16 protein-coding genes and 1 pseudogene are annotated in these 17642 nt (G+C 68.6%); 3 read left to right on the top strand and 14 right to left on the bottom strand.

Going from position 1 to position 17642, the window contains the following annotated elements:
• The 3 genes and pseudogenes from A5648_RS22360 to A5648_RS03430 all read right to left on the bottom strand — a co-directional run.
• A pseudogene (locus A5648_RS22360) lies at window positions 1–78 on the bottom strand (WXG100 family type VII secretion target); the annotation flags it as partial.
• An 80-nt stretch (window positions 79–158) separates the two neighbouring features.
• Entirely contained in the window at window positions 159–1376 is a 1218-nt protein-coding gene (locus A5648_RS03435; RefSeq protein WP_065023202.1) for a PPE family protein, read from the bottom strand.
• A 14-nt stretch (window positions 1377–1390) separates the two neighbouring features.
• Complete coding sequence (locus tag A5648_RS03430; protein WP_065023201.1) at window positions 1391–1690, bottom strand: PE family protein; 300 nt, start codon at window positions 1688–1690, stop codon at window positions 1391–1393.
• Window positions 1691–2171: 481 nt separating this feature from the next.
• Between A5648_RS03430 and ypfJ the strand changes: the two genes are divergently transcribed.
• Window positions 2172–3047: a KPN_02809 family neutral zinc metallopeptidase gene (gene ypfJ, locus A5648_RS03425; protein WP_065023200.1), complete on the top strand. Its 876-nt coding sequence runs from the start codon at window positions 2172–2174 to the stop codon at window positions 3045–3047.
• On the opposite strand, the gene A5648_RS03420 is transcribed toward ypfJ, so the two are convergent.
• Complete coding sequence (locus A5648_RS03420) at window positions 3044–3919, bottom strand: dihydrodipicolinate synthase family protein (protein WP_065023199.1); 876 nt, start codon at window positions 3917–3919, stop codon at window positions 3044–3046. The two genes, ypfJ and A5648_RS03420, sit on opposite strands and share 4 nt — an antisense overlap.
• A 25-nt stretch (window positions 3920–3944) precedes the next feature.
• On the bottom strand, window positions 3945–4730 hold the full coding sequence (locus tag A5648_RS03415) for an aldolase (protein WP_065023198.1): 786 nt from the start codon (window positions 4728–4730) through the stop codon (window positions 3945–3947).
• Window positions 4731–4774: 44 nt separating this feature from the next.
• On the opposite strand from A5648_RS03415, the gene A5648_RS03410 reads away from it, so the two are divergent.
• Window positions 4775–5290, top strand: a complete 516-nt coding sequence (locus A5648_RS03410; RefSeq protein WP_065023197.1) for a helix-turn-helix domain-containing protein — start codon at window positions 4775–4777, stop codon at window positions 5288–5290.
• 7 nt (window positions 5291–5297) lie between these two features.
• Here A5648_RS03410 and A5648_RS03405 read toward each other — a convergent pair whose 3' ends face one another.
• The 3 genes from A5648_RS03405 to A5648_RS03395 all read right to left on the bottom strand — a co-directional run bounded on the left by A5648_RS03405 (window position 5298) and on the right by A5648_RS03395 (window position 7879).
• Window positions 5298–5822, bottom strand: coding sequence for a hypothetical protein (locus tag A5648_RS03405; protein WP_082966308.1), 525 nt, complete (start codon window positions 5820–5822; stop codon window positions 5298–5300).
• Window positions 5823–5903: 81 nt separating this feature from the next.
• Complete coding sequence (hisS, locus tag A5648_RS03400; RefSeq protein WP_065023195.1) at window positions 5904–7205, bottom strand: histidine--tRNA ligase; 1302 nt, start codon at window positions 7203–7205, stop codon at window positions 5904–5906.
• Window positions 7202–7879, bottom strand: coding sequence for an MBL fold metallo-hydrolase (locus tag A5648_RS03395; protein ID WP_064853626.1), 678 nt, complete (start codon window positions 7877–7879; stop codon window positions 7202–7204). Before A5648_RS03395 ends, hisS begins: the two co-directional genes overlap by 4 nt.
• A 110-nt stretch (window positions 7880–7989) precedes the next feature.
• On the opposite strand from A5648_RS03395, the gene A5648_RS03390 reads away from it, so the two are divergent.
• A complete protein-coding gene (locus A5648_RS03390; protein WP_065023194.1) occupies window positions 7990–8874 on the top strand; it encodes a peptidylprolyl isomerase in 885 nt (294 codons plus the stop codon).
• A gap of 80 nt (window positions 8875–8954) precedes the next feature.
• On the opposite strand, the gene A5648_RS03385 is transcribed toward A5648_RS03390, so the two are convergent.
• The 6 genes from A5648_RS03385 to yajC form a co-directional block, all read right to left on the bottom strand.
• On the bottom strand, window positions 8955–11276 hold the full coding sequence (locus A5648_RS03385) for a RelA/SpoT family protein (RefSeq protein WP_065023206.1): 2322 nt from the start codon (window positions 11274–11276) through the stop codon (window positions 8955–8957).
• A gap of 87 nt (window positions 11277–11363) precedes the next feature.
• The gene (locus tag A5648_RS03380) at window positions 11364–11909 is read right to left on the bottom strand and encodes an adenine phosphoribosyltransferase (RefSeq protein WP_065023193.1); all 546 of its coding nucleotides are present in this window, start codon (window positions 11907–11909) and stop codon (window positions 11364–11366) included.
• Complete coding sequence (locus tag A5648_RS03375; protein WP_065023192.1) at window positions 11906–13564, bottom strand: ABC transporter substrate-binding protein; 1659 nt, start codon at window positions 13562–13564, stop codon at window positions 11906–11908. The genes A5648_RS03380 and A5648_RS03375 overlap by 4 nt, the downstream gene beginning before the upstream one ends.
• Before the next feature lie 6 nt (window positions 13565–13570).
• Window positions 13571–14887 (bottom strand): protein translocase subunit SecF, encoded by a 1317-nt coding sequence (gene secF / locus A5648_RS03370; RefSeq protein WP_065023191.1) that lies wholly within the window; start codon window positions 14885–14887, stop codon window positions 13571–13573.
• A gap of 4 nt (window positions 14888–14891) precedes the next feature.
• Complete coding sequence (gene secD / locus A5648_RS03365) at window positions 14892–17000, bottom strand: protein translocase subunit SecD (RefSeq protein WP_065023190.1); 2109 nt, start codon at window positions 16998–17000, stop codon at window positions 14892–14894.
• Window positions 17001–17172: 172 nt separating this feature from the next.
• Entirely contained in the window at window positions 17173–17481 is a 309-nt protein-coding gene (gene yajC, locus A5648_RS03360) for a preprotein translocase subunit YajC (protein ID WP_065023189.1), read from the bottom strand.
• Between the last annotated feature and the right edge of the window lie 161 nt (window positions 17482–17642).

The raw sequence follows: 17642 nt of genomic DNA, 5'->3' as shown, positions 1-17642 counted from the left end.
CACCGTCTGAGCATGCACATCGAAACGCCCCGCCATGCTGCGCATCGCGTCCGGATCGGTCATAAAACGTGTTGCCATGAAAATTTCTCCTTCTTGCTCGGAATTCGTTGTGGTGCCGGGCGGCGGCCCGGCGGACACGTGTGTTCAGGCCCCTTCCGTTACCCGCCGGCCGGCGAACGGGGCATAACTTTGGGGGCCTTGGCGGCGACCGCTCCGAGTCCGCGTCCGGCCATGGCGCCCATGAGCGCGTTGCCGAACGGGCCACCGGGCAGCCCCGATGACGCCGACATGGTCTGAATGGGGGCACTGACCGTGGTCGACGGCAGCACCGGAGCGGCACGGACCATGCCGTCGGCGGCCATCGACCACGCTTGCGGCACCTTCAGCGCCCCCATCGAGGCGGCCTGGCCGAGCTTGGCGGAGATGGCGTTGGTGGCGGAGCTGAAGTGGCCGGCCAGCACGCCGACCGCGCCCTGCAGCTTGTCGTTGACGAAGTCGCCGATCTGGGTCATCAGGGTTCCGGCGCCGCCGGCGCCGGCGGTCTGGCCCGCCAGGGAGCCCATCGTGCCGCCCATCGCGCCCATACGGGCGAGCTGCGGGAGCATCATCAGCATGCGCATCGCCATCATGCCGAACGAAGTGCCCATCGTCATGGGCGAGGTAAGCGAGTTGATCGGGGTGGCAAGGAGAGTCGCGTCGGTGATGCCGAGCGCGCTCGGATCGATGCCGAGCGTTTCCATGATCCCGCCGACGGTCGACAGGTTGTAGCCCGGGTTGACGGCCCCGCCGTCGGGGGTGCCCGGGACCGGGGCTCCGGTGCTGGTGTCGGCGGCCGACCCCGCCTGCGTCGCCTGTGCAGAGTTCGGCGGCGACGACTGGACCTGCATCAGGTTGTTGTTGGCCTGGGCCGAGCCGTTGTAGGTGTCCATCGCGGCGCCGTCCTGCGCCCACATCGCCTCGTACTGGGCCTCGGTCGCGGCGATCGCCGGGGTGTTCTGCCCGAAGAAGTTGGTCGAGATCAACGCCAGCAGCATCGCCCGGTTCGCCGCGATCACCGGCGGCGGCACCGACCCGGCCCGGGCCGCCTCGAACAGGGCGGCCGCCTGCGTGGCCAGTGCCGCGTTCTGGGTGGCGTTGGCCGACGCCTGCTGCAGCCAGGCAACATATGGCGCCACCGAAGACGTCGCCGCCGCGGACCCCATCCCGGTCCAGGTCGAAGCGAGGTTGGTGACCACCGAGTGCGTCGCCGTCGCTGACGTCGACAGTTCGGCTGCCAGGTTGGTCCAAGCCGCTGCCGCCTCCAGCAGAGGCGCCGAACCCGGCCCGGTATAGATCAAGCCGGAGTTGATCTCCGGCGGAAACACACTGAAGCTCATTGACGCGCCCTGACTCAGCCGGCCGATGCGGCGTTGGCAGCCTCAGTGAGGGCGTAGGCGTTCGAGTTCCCGCTCAAGGTGGCCACGATCTGCTGGTGAACCGCCGCAGCCTGGGCGCTGACCTGCTGAAAAAGCTGCGCATGGGTAGCGAACTGGGCAGCAGTCATCGCCGACACCATGTCGGCGGCAGGGGGCACCACACCCGTGGTGGGGGCGGCCGCGGCGGCCATGCCCGCGGTCATAGAATCACCGATTCCGGACAGGCTGCCCGCAGCCGCCGTCAAAACCTCCGGCTGGGCGGTTACGAATGACATCTTTCCTCCTGGAACCTGCAGCGATGTGGTGTTACGCGAACGAAGTCTGGGTCAGTAGTTGACGCGCGTCACTCTAGCGGACTCGTGTAATAACGGTCTGATAAAGCTTTGGTTGCCGATGCGACCGGCAGCTCGGGCCGCGGCGCCACTGAAGGCGCGTAACGGGATGAGCTGACGTGTCCACCGAGCAAACCACCTCTCCGGATAGCTGTGGCGGCCGTTGCAGGAGTGATCTCCCACTGCAGCCGGAAGCAGAACGTAACACCGGCGTCAGCGCCCCGTACAGCACGGCGACAAACATTCAGTAAAGGTTTGGGAACTGGTCAGACAACGTTGTCTTCACTTAGCGAAGTACCGGTATTAGGCCCCGTCAGCCGCCGTCAACCCGCCCGGATCGCCGGCGCGGATGTGCAAAGCTAAGGAGCCCCACAAGCAGGTCGGCCGGCCACCTTGAACCTACGGAAATCCGACGGAGCGTGCGATGACCTTCAACGAAGGCATGCAGATCGATACCAGCACCACCTCATCCGGCGGCGGCGGTCGTGGGATCGCCATCGGCGGTGGTGTCGCCGGGCTGGTGATCATGGTGGTGGCGCTGCTGCTGGGGGCCGATCCCGGCGATGTGCTCAGCCAGCAGCCGGTAGATCGCGGGCAGTACACGGCGCCGGGATTCGACCTCAGCAAATGCCGCACCGGGGCGGACGCCAATAAATACGTGCAGTGCCGGGTGGTGGCCACCGCCAACTCGGTCGACGCGGTGTGGTCGGAGCTGTTGCGCGGCTACAGCCGCCCCCAGGTGCAGCTCTTCACCGGGCAGACCAGCACCGGATGCGGGGTCGCCAACAGCGCGGTCGGGCCGTTCTACTGTCCCGCCGACCAGACCGCCTACTTCGATACCGACTTCTTCCAGGTGCTCGTCGACCAGTTCGGCTCCAGCAGCGGGCCGCTGGCCCAGGAATATGTGGTGGCCCATGAGTTCGGCCACCATGTGCAGAACCTGCGCGGCGTGCTCGGCCGAGCCCAGCACGGTGCGCAGGGCGCGACCGGCGCCGGGGTGCGCACCGAATTGCAGGCCGACTGCTACGCCGGGGTGTGGGCGCACTATGCGTCGGTGACCAAACAGAAGAGCACCGGCGTACCGTTCTTGAAGCCGCTGACCGACGAGGACATCCGCGACGCGCTGTCCGCGGCTTCCTCGGTGGGTGACGACCGCATCCAGCAGGCCGCCACCGGCCGCGTCAACCCGGAGTCCTGGACCCATGGCGCTTCGACGCAGCGCCAGCACTGGTTCACCGTCGGCTACCAGACCGGCGACCCGGGCCAGTGCGACACCTTCGCCGCAGCCGACCTGGGTTAGAGCTCGCCGAGTAGCCCGCGCAGCTCGGCGCGGCCGGCGTCGTCGAGCGGCAGCAGCGGGCGCCGCGGCGCTCCGGCCGGTACTCCGAGCAATTCCAGGCCGGCTTTGACCGTAGTGGCCAGCCCGCCGGCCACGATGAACTCCAGCAGCGGCTTGAGGTCGTCGTAGAGCGCCTGCGCGGTGTCCAGCTGGCCCGCGCTGACCGCGGCGTAGAGGTCCAAGCACGGTTGTGCGCGCAGATTGGGCGCCGCCGTGCACCAGCCGGCGGCGCCGGCGCGCAGCGCGTCGAGCACCAGCGGGTTACTGCCGTTGAAGAACGGCAGGCGCCCGTCGGACAACTTCGCGATCCGCAGCATCCGGGTCAGATCCCCGGTGGACTCCTTGACCATGGTGACGTGTTCGATGCCCTCGAACATGCTGACCAGCAGCTCGGGGCTCATGTCCACCCCGGAGGTGGCCGGGTTGTTGTAGGCGACGATGTCGACGTCGACGGCATCGGAGACAGCCTGATAGTGGGTGGTGATCTCGCGCTCGGAGAGTTTCCAGTACGACACCGGCGCCACCATCACCGCGTCGGCGCCGGCCTGCGCGGCATAACGGGCGCGCCGCACCGTGGTCGCGGTGGTCAGATCCGAGACGCCGACCAGCACCGGCAGCCGTCCGGCGACCGCCGCGATCGACGCGTCGACGCATGCGTCGAACTCGGGTTCGCTGAGGTAGGCCAGTTCACCGGTGCTGCCCAACGGGGCGATGGCGTGTACTCCGGCATCGACGAGGTGGTCGATGACGCTCGCCAGGACCGCGGTGTCGATACCGCCGTCGCTGAACGGTGTCACCGGATAGCCGATGACACCGCGTAATTGTGCTGCCACGAGGACTCCTTAGTTATGCGGTGATCTATGCGGTGATCGCGTCGGGGTGCCCGGCCAGTGCGCGGCGGGCGTAGTAGGCGAAATTGGCCTGGCTGCGGTTGGGCAGCAGGGTCCAGTCGTGGGCTTCGCGGGCGAGTTTCTCCGGGAGTTCTTTGATGGTGCCGGCAGCCATGGCGGCCAGTTGCAGCGCGGCGGCACGTTCGATCAGTACGGCCAGCGAGCACGCCTCCTCCACGCTGGCGCCGGCCACGATCTGGCCGTGGTGCGCCAGCAGGATCGCCTTCTTGTCGCCGATGGCGTGCGAGATGATTTCGCCTTCCTCGTTGCCGACCGGCACTCCGGGCCAGTTCGGCAGGAACGCGCAGTCGTCATAGAGCGGTGTGGTGTCCATGTGCGAGATGACCAGCGGAGTCTCCAGCATCGACAACGCGGCCACGTGGAACGGATGGGTGTGCACGATGCACTGCACGTCCGGACGGGCCCGGTAGATCCAGCTGTGGAATCGGTTGGCGGGGTTGGCCATCCCCTCGCCCTCGATGACGTTGAGGTCTTCGTCGACCAGCAGCAGGTTGGCGTCGGTGATCTCGTCGAACCCGAGGCCGAGCCGCTGGGTGTAGTAGGCGCCGGGCGTCTCGGCCCGGGCGGTGATCTGACCGGCCAGCCCCGAGTCGTGGCCGCGGTCGAACAGCGCGCGGCAGGTCAACGCCAGTTTCTGGCGGGTCGACCAGCTGTCTTGCCCGAAGTTCTCCGCGAATCGACGCTCCGCACGCTGCATCAACTCGGATTTGGAGTCGGTGAATGTCTCGGCCATGACAACATGGTATTCGATAGGACACCTTGTGTCATCATGGGGTGATGACCGAACTGTTGCGCGCGGTCCGCAAGCAACGCGGGCTCACCCTCGAAGCCCTCGCCGAGCGGACCGGGCTGACCAAGAGCTACCTGTCCAAGATCGAACGCAGTCACAGCACACCATCGATCGCGACGGCCATCAAAGTCGCCCAGGCCTTGGATGCCGATGTGGCACAACTGTTCTCCGAACGCGGCGCTGAGGACAAAATCGCCGTCGACCGGGCCGCCGACCGCACCGCGGACCGGCAACGCTACCGGGCGATGGCGTCAGGCATGCTGGCAAAGTCGATGTCCCCGTTTGTGGTACGGCCCACCGGGCGCACCGCGCGCGACGCCCATCCCCTCCACCAGGGCCAGGAGTTCGTGTTCGTCCACACCGGAACCGTCGAGTTGGAGTACGGCGATGCGACGTGGACGCTGACCGCCGGCGACAGCGCCTACTTCGACGCCTCGATCAGCCACCGCCTCCGCACGGTGGGCAGTGAGCCCGCCGAGGTCGTCGTCGTGGCCGCGCAGTGAGCCGCGGCTACCAAGGGCGCGTCGAGCACGACACGCCGCTGCCGCCCTGCTGGGAGACCACCACCTCGCCGTCGACGGCGATCTCGCAGTGGAATTCGGGGTTGACCCGCAAGCCTCCGCTGGCGGTGACCAGCGCCCACTGGCCCGGGTCGGCCAGCGTGGCGGTGTAAACCAGCGGCTGCCCCCCGGCGATCGGCGCCCTGACGGTCTCGAGGTACTCCGAGGCGTTGGCGTTGTAGGCCGCCATGCTCGGCGGATCGGTCTTGATGTAGGAGATGTTGGTGTTCAGATCGCTGGTAGCGGTGATGGTGTAGGTGACCTCGTGACCGTTGGTCGAGCTTTTCTTCGGGGGTGCTTCGCCCGAGGGCTCTGTTGAGTTCTCGGCCGGGGCTGCCGCCGGGGCTTCGGCCGGGCTTTCGGCCGTCGGCGGCGTCGTGGGCTCGGGGTCCGCAAGGGAGGTCGCTTGGCTGGCTGCCACTCCGGCGGCGGCCATCAGCAGCACCGTTCCGAACCTGACTGTCACGTTCCGCATGGTCGTCATACCGCGTCACGGTACCGGAGGGTCAGCACCGGACGCTCTGAATCGCGTCGCGTGCGGGGGGCGAAAATGCGCTCACGCAGGCGTTTTCCCGGATTTTCCGGCATCGTCGCAAGCTCGCGGTAGCCGGCCCACGACCTCGGCGACCACGCCGTCGATCGGCACATCGACCTGCTCGCCAGTAGCCAGGTTCTTGACGCCGACGGTGCCGGCCTCCAGGTCGCGGTCACCGGCGACCAGGGCGATCACGGCGCCGGAGCGGTCGGCGGCGCGCATCGCGCCCTTGAGGCCGCGACCGCCATAGGCCAGATCCACCCGCACACCGGCGGCCCGCAACTGGCCGGCCAGCACCGCCAAGCGCAGTTTGGCCGCCTCGGACAGTCCCACCGCGAAGACGTCGCAGCGGGTGCTCACCCCCACCGTCTTGCCCTCGGCGGCCAGCGCCAACAAGGTGCGGTCGACCCCGAGCCCGAAGCCGATCCCGGACAGGTCTTGCCCACCGAGCTGGCTCATCAGCCCGTCGTAGCGCCCACCCCCGCCGATGCCGGACTGCGCGCCGAGCCCGTCGTGCACGAATTCGAAGGTGGTCTTGGTGTAGTAGTCCAGGCCGCGCACCATCCGCGGGTTGATCACATAGGGCACCCCCAGGGCATCCAGATGTGCCAACACAATGTCGAAATGCTGTTTGGCGGCATCGGAGAGGTGATCGAGCATCAGCGGTGCGGCGGCGGTCATCTCGCGCACCTGCGGGCGTTTGTCGTCGAGCACCCGCAGCGGGTTGATCTGGGCGCGGCGGAGGGTCTCCTCGTCGAGGTCGAGCCCGAACAGGAACTGCTGCAACAACTCTCGATAGGCCGGCCGGCAGGTGTCATCGCCCAGCGAGGTGATCTCCAGCCGGAAGCCGTCCAGGCCCAGGGAGCGGAACCCGGCGTCGGCCACCGCGATCACCTCGGCGTCCAGCGCCGGATCGTCGACGCCGATCGCCTCCACCCCGACCTGCTGCAGCTGCCGGTACCGGCCGGCCTGCGGACGCTCGTAGCGGAAGAACGGCCCGGAGTAACAGAGCTTGACCGGCAGCTGCCCGCGGTCCAGTCCGTGCTCGATCACCGCGCGCACCACCCCGGCGGTGCCCTCGGGGCGCAGCGTCACCGACCGGTCTCCGCGGTCGGCGAAGGTGTACATCTCCTTGGACACCACATCGGTGGACTCCCCCACCCCCCGGGCGAACAGCGCGGTGTCCTCGAAGATCGGCAGCTCGATGTCGCCGTAGCCGGCACGACGGGCCGCCGCCAACAACCCGTCGCGCACCGCGACGAAGCCGGCCGAAGCGGGTGGGACGTAATCGGGCACCCCTTTGGGGGCGGCAAAGGTGCTCACGCACTCAGCCCTTCCAGGAACGGGTTGAACCGGCGCTCGGCGCCGATGGTGGTCGCGGGTCCGTGGCCGGGCAGCACCACGGTCGCATCGTCGAGGCACAACAGCTTGTCGACGATCGAGGTCAGCAGATCGCGGCCGCTGCCGCCGGGCAGGTCGGTGCGGCCGACCGAGTTCTGAAACAGGGTGTCCCCGCTGAACACCATCTCGTCGGCGTCGCCTTCGACCCGGAAGACCACTGAACCGCGGGTGTGCCCGGGAGTGAAATCGACGGTGACGGTGGTGTCGCCCAAGCCGATCTTGTCCCCGTCGCGGTCGAGTTCGACCAGCTGTTTGGGCTCGGAGAACATCACCTTGCTCAAGACGCCGAACAACGCCTGGCCCGGCAGCGTGCCCAGCGACCGCAGTGGGTCGGTAAGCATGAAGCGGTCCTCGGGGTGGATGTAGGTCGGGCAGCCGTAGGTGTCGGAGACCTTCTGCGCCGACCAGATGTGGTCGATGTGGCCGTGGGTGAGCAGCACCGCGGACGGTGTCAGCCGATTCTCGTCGAGGATGTGGCGCAGCCGGGGCATCGCCCGCTGGCCGGGGTCGACGACGATCGCGTCGGCGCCTTGCCGCTGCGCCACCACGTAACAGTTGCACGCCAGCATTCCGGCGGGGAATCCGGTGACCAACACGTGCACCAGTTTCCCATTGCGCGCCGTTGCGGCGTGGACGTGGGCGGTGCTGGCAGACTTTGGCAGACTGTAGAGCCGACTCACCCGCGAGCCAGGGAGGTAATCCGGCGGTGTCCACGAATGAAGAACGGCGCGCCCAAGCCAAGCGCAAGCTGGACCAGCAGGTGCAGGAGCGCGCCGAGGCAGCCCGCAAGCAGCGCCGGATCCTGATGATCGCCGGCGCGGTGGTGGCCGTGCTGTTGGTGGCCGGTGTGGTGTTCGTGGTGCTGCGCGGCGACGGCGATACCGGCAGCGTCAACGCCTCCTCGACGTCGGAGACCTCCGAGCCGGCCGACTCCGCTTCGGCGTCGCCGGCTGAACCCGGGCAGCTGCCGAAGTTCACCGCCTCGCCCACCCTGGGCGCCGATTGCCAGTACCCGAAGGCGCGCCCGGCCAGCAAGCCGGTCGATCCGCCGCGCTCCGGCAAGGTCCCCACCGAGCCGGCCGAGGTCAGCGTGTCGATGATGACCGACCAGGGCCCCATCGGGTTGATGCTCAACAACGCCCAATCCCCCTGCACGGTCAACAGTTTCATCAGCCTGGGCGCCAAGGACTTCTTCTCCGGCACCCAGTGTCACCGGTTGACCACGTCACCGATGCTCAGCGTGCTGCAGTGCGGCGATCCGGCCGGTGACGGCACCGGTGGCCCGGGATACGAGTTCGCCAACGAATACCCCACCGACCAGTACGCGGCGAACGACCCGGCCGCGCAGCAGCCGGTGCGCTACCCGCGCGGCACCCTGGCGATGGCCAACGCCGGGCCCGGCACCAACGGCAGTCAGTTCTTCCTGGTGTACCAGGACTCGATGCTGCCGCCGCAGTACACGGTGTTCGGCACGATTCAGCAGGACGGGCTGGACACCCTGGACAAGATCGCCGCGGCCGGCGTCCAAGGCGGCGGCACCGACGGCCCGCCCGTCACCAAGGTGACCGTCAAGTCCGTCCGCGCCGACTAATCCCCGGCGAGCAGTCGCCAAAGCCCCTTCTGACGGGCGTTTTTGGGGGCTTTCGCGACTGCTCGCGCCAAGAAACGCAACTAGGCCGCGGACGTCACCCGGTAGACGTCGTAGACCCCCTCGACGTTGCGGACCACGTTGAGCAGGTGCCCGAGATGCTTCGGGTCGCCCATCTCGAAGGTGAACCGGCTGATCGCCACCCGGTCGCGGGACGTGGTCACCGACGCCGACAAGATGTTGACCTTCTCGTCGGCGAGTGCGTGGGTGATGTCCGACAGCAGCCGGTGCCGATCCAGCGCCTCGACCTGAATGGCCACCAGGAACACCGACGACGGCGACGGCGCCCACTTGACGTCGATGATCCGCTCGGCCTGCTGGCGCAGCGAGTCGGCGTTGGTGCAGTCGGTGCGGTGCACACTCACCCCGCCGCCGCGGGTGACGAAGCCCATGATGGTGTCCCCGGGTACCGGGGTGCAGCACTTGGCCAGTTTGGTCAGCACGCCGGGCGCTCCGGGCACTTCGACCCCGACGTCGTCACTGCGCGGCCGGCGCAGCGCGGTCATCGGGGTGGACCGCTCGGCCAGGTCCTCCTCGGCCTGATCCACGCCGCCGAGCTGGGCCACCAGCCGCTGCACGACGTGGTGCGCCGAGATGTGGTTCTCACCAACCGCGGTGTAGAGCGCGGACACGTCGCTGTAGTGCAGTTCGCGGGCCACCGCGGCCATCGACTCGCCGTTGACCAGCCGCTGCAGTGGCAGGCCCACCCGGCGCACCTCGCGGGCGATCCCGTCCTTGCCGGACTCCAGTGCCTCCTCGCGGCGCTCCTTGGCGAACCACTGCCGGATCTTGGCCTTGGCCCGCGGCGACACCACGAACTGCTGCCAGTCCCGGGACGGCCCCGCGTTCTGGGCCTTGGAGGTGAAAACCTCGACCACTTCGCCGTTTTCCAGCTTGCGTTCCAGCGCCACCAGCCGGCCGTTGACGCGGGCACCGATGCAGCGGTGGCCGACCTCGGTGTGCACGGCGTAGGCGAAGTCGACTGGGGTCGAACCGGTGGGCAAGGTGATCACGTCGCCCTTGGGCGTGAAGACGAAGATCTCTTTGACGGCCAGGTCATAGCGCAGCGACTCGAGGAACTCGCCGGGGTCGGCGGCCTCCCGCTGCCAGTCCAGCAGCTGACGCATCCAGGCCATGTCGTCGATCTCGGCAGCGGCGTTGGGGTGCGGAACCCCGTTGCGGCCCTTGGCTTCCTTGTAGCGCCAGTGCGCGGCGATGCCGTATTCGGCGGTGCGGTGCATCTCGCGGGTACGGATCTGGATCTCCAGCGGCTTGCCCTCCGGGCCGATCACCGTGGTGTGGAGCGATTGGTAGACGCCGTAGCGCGGCTGGGCGATGTAGTCCTTGAAACGGCCGGCCATCGGCTGCCACAGCGAGTGCACCACGCCGACCGCGGCGTAGCAGTCCCGGATCTCGTCGCACAGGATCCGCAGCCCCACCAGGTCGTAGATGTCGTCGAAGTCGCGGCCCCGCACGATCATCTTCTGATAGATCGACCAGTAGTGCTTGGGGCGGCCCTCGACGGTCGCGGCGATCTTGGACTTCGCCAGCGTGTTGATGATCTCGGTGCGCACCTTGGCCAGGTAGGTGTCGCGCGACGGCGCCCGGTCGGCCACCAGCCGCACGATCTCCTCGTACTTCTTCGGGTGCAGGATCGCGAACGACAGATCCTCGAGCTCCCATTTGACGGTGGCCATACCCAGCCGATGCGCCAGGGGCGCAATGACTTCCAGCGTCTCACGCGCTTTGCGGGCCTGCTTCTCCGGCGGCAGGAAGCGGATGGTGCGCATATTGTGCAGCCGGTCGGCGACCTTGATCACCAGCACCCGCGGGTCACGCGCCATCGCGATGACCATCTTGCGGATCGTCTCGGCTTCGGCCGCGGTGCCCAGCACCACCTTGTCCAGCTTGGTCACCCCGTCGACCAGGTGGGCGACCTCGTCGCCGAACTCCCCGGCGAGCGCCTCCACGGTGTAGCCGGTGTCTTCGACGGTGTCGTGCAGCAGCGCGGCCACCAACGTGGTGGAGTCCATGCCCAGTTCGGCCAGGATGGTCGCCACCGCCAGCGGATGCGTGATGTAGGGGTCCCCGGAGTGCCGCAGCTGGGTGGCGTGGCGCTGTTCGGCGACCTCGTAGGCGCGTTGCAGCAGCGCCAGGTTCGCCTTCGGGTAGAACTGCCGGTGCACCGCGACCAGCGGCTCGAGCACCGGGCTCAGCGCGCCGCGCTGGGCGGTGATCCGGCGGGCGATCCGGGCCCGCACCCGCCGCGAGGCGCTGGTGGGCACCTTGAGCAGATCGGTGCGCTCGGTGGGCGAGTCCTGGTCAGGCGGCTGGAAGACCGCCACCGGCTGGCCGCCCTCCTTCTCGCGCCGCTCGGCCTCGAAGCCCTCGTCAGAGCCCACGTAGCTCACCTCCGACCACGAGAATATCGGCTAAATCCGGCGCAGGCTGTGCAGCGGCAACGGCGCCACCGCGGCGCGTCCGCCCATATCGGCCAGCTCCAGCACGACCGCCGCCGCGACGACCTCGGCTCCGGCCCGGCACAACAGCCGCTGTGTGGCAGCCAGTGTGCCACCGGTGGCCAGAACGTCGTCGAGGATCACCACCCGGCGGCCGGCCAACGCGATGCCGTCGGCGGGGATTTCCAGCACCGCCTGGCCGTATTCGAGCTGATAGGCCTCCGTGAGCACCGGCGGCGGCAGTTTGCCGCCCTTGCGGACCGCCAGTGCGCCCACCCCGAGCCGGCCGGCGACCGCACCGGCCAGCAGAAATCCGCGGGCGTCGATGCCGGCCACCACGTCGGCCCCGGCGGCGATTCGGGCCAGCGCGTCGGTGACCGCGGCCAGCCCGGCGGCGTCGGCGAACACCGGGGTGAGGTCTTTGAACGCGATGCCGGGGCTCGGGAAGTCGGCCACTTCGCGGGTCAACGACGCGATGATCTCGGCGGCGCCATCGTCTGCCGTTCCGGCTGATCTCACTGTTGCAGCGCCCAGCGGTCCATGTTCCAGCCCGCACCCCAGCGGGTGGGGTTGGCGGCCACGCCGTAGGTCTTCTTCGACGACAGCAGGGTGCGCTGCTGTCGGTACAGCGGCAGGGTCGGCATGTCGGCCCACAGCACCGGGGCGCTCTCGGCCAGCAGCCGCACCAGCTCGGCGGGGTCGGCGGTGACCGCCAGTGCGGAGATGATGCCGTCGATCTGGTCGTTGTGGTAGCCGGACAGGTTGTTGCCGTTGCCGCTGAACAGTTCGTAGGCGTCCATCGCCGACGACCCGGTCGAGCCGCTGCCGGTGGATCCGCCGGTGCTCGCCAGTAGCACGTCGATCTGCCCGTCGCGCAGCGCCTGCGGCCCGATGCCGTCGGAGGCCACCTCGGTGACGGTGATGCCGGCCGGGGCGCACGATCCGCTGATCGCCCCGACCACCGCGGCCAGCCGGGTGTTGGGCCCGCGGTAGCCGACCCGCACCGTCAGGGGTTTGCCGCCCAGCATGTCGCGGGCGGCGCCGGCGTCGGCGTGGACGAACTGCTCGGCCTCGGGCACGTTCTCGGCCTGGTCGAACGCGTCGTCCATGGCGGTGTTCAGGCGCGAGTTGACCATCGGCACACCGGCGTCGCGGGCGATCACGTCGCGCGGAGTGCACAGCGCCACCGCCCGGCGCGCCGGGATCTCCGACAGCGGCCCGGACGGGGCGAAGATCAGCTGTTCGATACCGCCCGACGGGGTGTCGCTGCTCTGGTAGTCGTCCGGGGTGATCACGGACCCGGCCGACCCGGTCGCCACGTCGACGACCTCCACGACGCGTTTGTTGACCCGATCGGCGATGTCGGCGCCCTGCGGCCACACCGTGATTCGCTTGGTGACCGGCTTGGCGCCCCACCACAGGTCGTTGGCCACCAGCACCACCGCGCCCCCGTCGAGCACCGTGTCGATCTTGTAGGGACCCGAGGACGGGAAGTTCCGCAGGTCGGCGTTGTGGTCGAGCTGCCAGGTGGTGTTCCAGGCCTCGGCGATCTTGGGCATGACCTCCTCGACCGGCCCGAGTCTGCCCAGCGCCGCCTCGGCGACGTTCAGTCCGAGCTTGGCGCTGAGGATATGCGACGGCATCATCGAGGTCGCGGCGAACAGTTCCTCGTAGTCGACGATGTTGCGGTCGGGGAAGAACGACACCCGGGCCTTCTTGGCGCCGGGCTCGCAATCGATGTGCTCGATGTCGAGGTAGCCGGCTCGGCTGGCGGCGTCGAAGCCGCCGAACCGCCCGGATTGAGCCGCCCAGGCCAGCACCAGGTCGTCGCAGGCGATCGGGTGGCCGTCGGAATAGACCGCCGCTTCAGCGATCTGGTAGTCCAGCACCAGTGGGGAGCGTCCCACCACCGAGATGCTGCCGAAGTCGTGGTCGGTGACGATCTGGCCTTCGGGGCCGTGGTAGCCGAAGCCGGTCAGGGTGCGCGAGAACGCTTGCGGTGCCGCCGAGGCGGCACCGGCCACCGAGGTGGTGTTGTAAGTGTTCAGGCCGCCGTCGACGGCGTAGTCGATCTGGTCGACGGTGGCGCTGGTGCACGCCGACGCCGACCAGGCGCCCACCGCGGTGGCGATCGCCACCACCCACGCCGCCGCAGGCCGACAGCGGGCCGCCATCTTCCGTTACCGTCCGGCGTCCGGCTTGCCGGTCGGACGCTGGCTGCGCCGGCTGGTGGGGCGCACCGGCTTGGCGCCCGGCGCCGGGGCGGCCGGTGACGGGGCGGAGGCACCCGCGGCCACGGTCGCCTCGTCGTCGTCCTCGGCGGTGTCCTCGGCGTCGTCCGCGCCTTCCAAGGCGGCCGGTGCGGACGTGGTGCCGGTAGCGGCTTTGCGGCGCCGCATCACCTTGCGGGTGTGGTTCTGCACCAGCTCGGTGCGCTCCCGCAGGGTGACCAGCAGCGGCGTCGCCAGGTAGATCGACGAGTAGGTGCCGACGATGACCCCGACCAACTGCACCAGCGCGAGGTCCTGCAGCGTTCCCACCCCCAGCAGCCACACCGCAACCACCATCAGCGACATGATCGGCAGCGCCGAGATCAGGCTGGTGTTGATCGACCGCATGAAAGTCTGGTTGACCGCCAGGTTGGCCTCTTCGGCGTAGGTGCGCCGGGTCTTGTGTTCGAAGCCGTGGGTGTTCTCCTCGACTTTGTCGAACACGATGACGGTGTCATAGATGGAGAACCCGAGAATCGTCAGCAACCCGATCACGGTGGCCGGGGTGACCTCGAAGCCGACCAACGAATACACCCCGGCGGTGACCAGGACGTCGAAGACCATGGAGATCATCGCCGCCAGCGTCATGTACCACTCGTAGCGGACCGTGATGTAGAGCGACGCCAGCAGCAGGAATACCACCAGCGCGATCACGGCCTTCTGGGTGATCTGCGCGCCCCAGGTCTCCGACACCGCCGAGTCGCTGATCGCCTGCTTGCTGGGCTGCCCGTCGGGGCCGACGGGCTGGAACGCGTCGAACAGGGCGTCGCGCAGCTTCTCGGTCTGCTCGTTGGTGAGCGTCTCGGCGCGGATCTGCACGGTCGCCGACGAGCCGTTGCCGACCACCACCACCGATTCGGGGCTGTTGCCGACGCTGCTGCGGAAGACATCTTCGACCTGGGTGACCGAGGTCTCGCCCCGCGGGAACGAAACCTTCGTGCCGCCGGCGAAGTCGATACCGAAGGTGAAGCCGCGGATCAGGATGCTCAAGATGGCGATCGCGACCATTGCGCCGCTGACCGCGTACCACAGCCGGCGCTTGCCGATGACCTCGAACGCGCCGGTACCGGTGTAGAGCCGCGACAAGAAGCTGTGCTTCGGCGGCCGCGGCGTGCCGGTGGTCTTGCGGGCCGTCTCCTCGACGGCGGTGCGGGTGTCGGTCAGTTCGACCGCGTCGGTGTTCTTCGTGGCGCGCTTCGTGCCGCCCTTGGTGCTCGGTTTGGCCATCTGGCTATCCCTGTCCCGTCGACTGGGCGGTCACCCGCGCGCCCGCTTTGGCTCCGGGCCTGCCACCCGGTCTGCCGCCCGCCCTGGCTACCGCCCGCCGCTCGCGTGCCACTTGCTGAACCGCGCCGAGGCCGTTGTAGGTCGGCTTGGCCAGCGTCGGCGACTTGGACGCCAGGTACACCAGCGGCCAGGTCACCAGGAACACCACGACCAGGTCCAGGATCGTGGTCAGTCCCAGGGTGAACGCGAAGCCCTTCACCTGGCCGACCGCTAGGAAGTACAGCACCGCCGCGGCCAGGAAGGTCACCGCGTTGCCGGACACGATCGTCTTACGGGCCCGCGTCCACCCGCGCGGCACCGCCGAGCGGAACGAACGGCCTTCTCGGATCTCGTCTTTGATGCGCTCGAAGAACACCACGAACGAGTCGGCGGTGGTGCCGATACCGATGATCAGACCGGCGATGCCGGCCAGGTCGAGCGTGTAGTTGATGTATCTGCCCAACAGCACCAGGATCGCGTACACCATGGCGCCGGCAAGCACCAGCGACAGCGCGGTCAGCACCCCGAGCACCCGGTAGTAGAGCAGCGAGTAGAGCAGCACCAACGCCAGGCCGATCGCGCCGGCGATAAGACCCGCCCGCAGCGAGGTCATTCCCAGTGTGGCCGAAACGGTTTCGGCCTCCGAGGCCTCGAACGACAGCGGCAGCGACCCGTACTTCAATACGTTGGCCAGCTGACGTGCCTCGTCCTGGGTGAATCCCGGTGAGCCACCGGTGATCTGGGTGCGGCCGCCGGGGATCGCCTCTTGGATCTGCGGCGCGCTGACCACCTGAGAGTCCAGGGTGAACGCGGTCTGGGTGCCGATGTGGGCCGCGGTGTAGTCCGCCCAGATGTCGGCGGCGGCGCTCTTGAACTGCACCTGGACGATGTTGGAGCCGCTGCGCTGATCCATTCCGGAGCTGGCGTCGGCGATCTGGTCACCGCTGATGATCGACGGCGCCAGCAGGTAGGCGGTCTGGTGGTCCTGCGAGCAGGTCACCAGCGGCAGGTCCGGGTCGTCGTTGCCGGCCAGGATGTCTTCCTTGTCGCACCGGCTGGCCTGGATCTGCAGGGCCAGGGCCTGCACCACCTTGTTGTCGCTTTGGCGCAGCCGCTTCTCGGCGGCGATACGGGCTGCCAGGCCCTGCGGCTGGCCCGGTTGGCCGGGAACCGGCGGCATGCCCGGCAGTTGCGCTCCGGGGATCGGCGCCTCACCGGGCGTACCCGGCTGCGGGATGCCCGGGGACCCGGTGCCGCCCGGAACTTCGGTGGTGTTCTCCGGCCCGGGGCTCTCCGCGGTGGTGGTCGGCGAGGGGGCCGGCTCCAGGGGGTAGGGCCGCGGCTGCGCCGGTGGCGTCAGGGGCTGCTGGGGAAGCGAATCATTGTCTCCGCCGAACGCACCGCCGCCGAACGCACCGCCGCCGAACGCGCCTTCGCCGCCGGCACCGCCACCGCCCGGCAGGCCCTGCCCGCCCGAACCGGACTGGCCGCCGGTGGCCGGCGAGCCGGGCAGGCCCGGCATGCTGGGAACTCCGCCCGGGGCGCCGGGGATACCGCCAGGCATGCCCGGAATTCCACCCGGGACGCCGGGAACGCCTCCTGGGACGCCGGGAACGCCCGGCGGCAGGCCGGGCCGTCCGGGTCCGCCCGGAAGTCCGGGCATCTGGCCGCCGCCGGCCTGCTTGGCCTCCTCCACCGAGACCCCGCTGATCACCGGCCGGATGTAGAGCCGGGCCGTCTGCCCGAGGGTGCGCGCTTCGTTACCGTCGCTGCCCGGCACCGTGATAACCAGGTTGTTGCCGTCGATGATGACCTCGGACCCGGATACCCCCAGGCCGTCGACCCGCGCGCTGATGATCTGTTGGGCCTGGTTGAGCGCGTCGCGGGTCGGGGCGGAGCCGTCGGGGGTGCGGGCGGTGAGCGTCACGCGGGTGCCGCCCTGCAGGTCGATGCCGAGCTTGGGCTCGGCGAGCTTATTTCCGGTCAGGAACACCAGCAGGAAGACGCCGATGAGCATTGCCAGGAACACCGCCATGTTGCGGGCAGGGTGCACCGGTGCCGAAGGCGATGCCACGTTGTTGAGTCTCCTTCGCTCATTGCACGATGCGCTCTCGCGATCGTCGGGGCTGCTCCGCGGGGGGCCAGCTCGCGACGATCAGTTCGACTGCACCCGCAAAAGGGTACGTGCCCGGCTGGCGGGCTCGGTCGTTGGGCGGGCGTTCCGCGCGTCGTGCTCGCGATCGCCGCTAGGCGTCTTCGGTGGCCTGTTCGACCGCGGCGTCAGCGGTGAGCTCTTCCGGCTCGATCTTGTCCCGGATCGCCAGCTTCATCCAGGTGGTCACCACACCGGGCGAGATCTCCAGATCCACGGTGTCGTCGGTGATACCGGTGATCGAGGCCTCCATCCCGGAGGTGGTGTGGACCCGGTCCCCCACCCGCAGCGACTCGTGCAGGTCGATGGTGGCTTGCATCGCGCGCTTCTGCCGCCGCGAGGCGAAGAACATGAACGCGCCCATGACGATGAATAGCGGCAGGAAGGCAACCATGCTGTTCATGACGACAACCGATCTTTCAACTTGTTCGTACTGGATTTCGGCACCCGACCAGATGTGACGGGCCGCTGTGATGACAACAGTCTGCCATTGTGTGGCGCGACTCGACGCCGGGACCGCAGTTGGCCCCTTAGGCTGTGGGGGAAATCGGGGGTCAGGATTCT

The sequence above is a fragment of the Mycolicibacter sinensis genome (assembly GCF_001673565.1).
Taxonomy (GTDB): domain Bacteria; phylum Actinomycetota; class Actinomycetes; order Mycobacteriales; family Mycobacteriaceae; genus Mycobacterium; species Mycobacterium sinense_C.
This window is presented reverse-complemented; position numbering and strand designations above follow the sequence as displayed.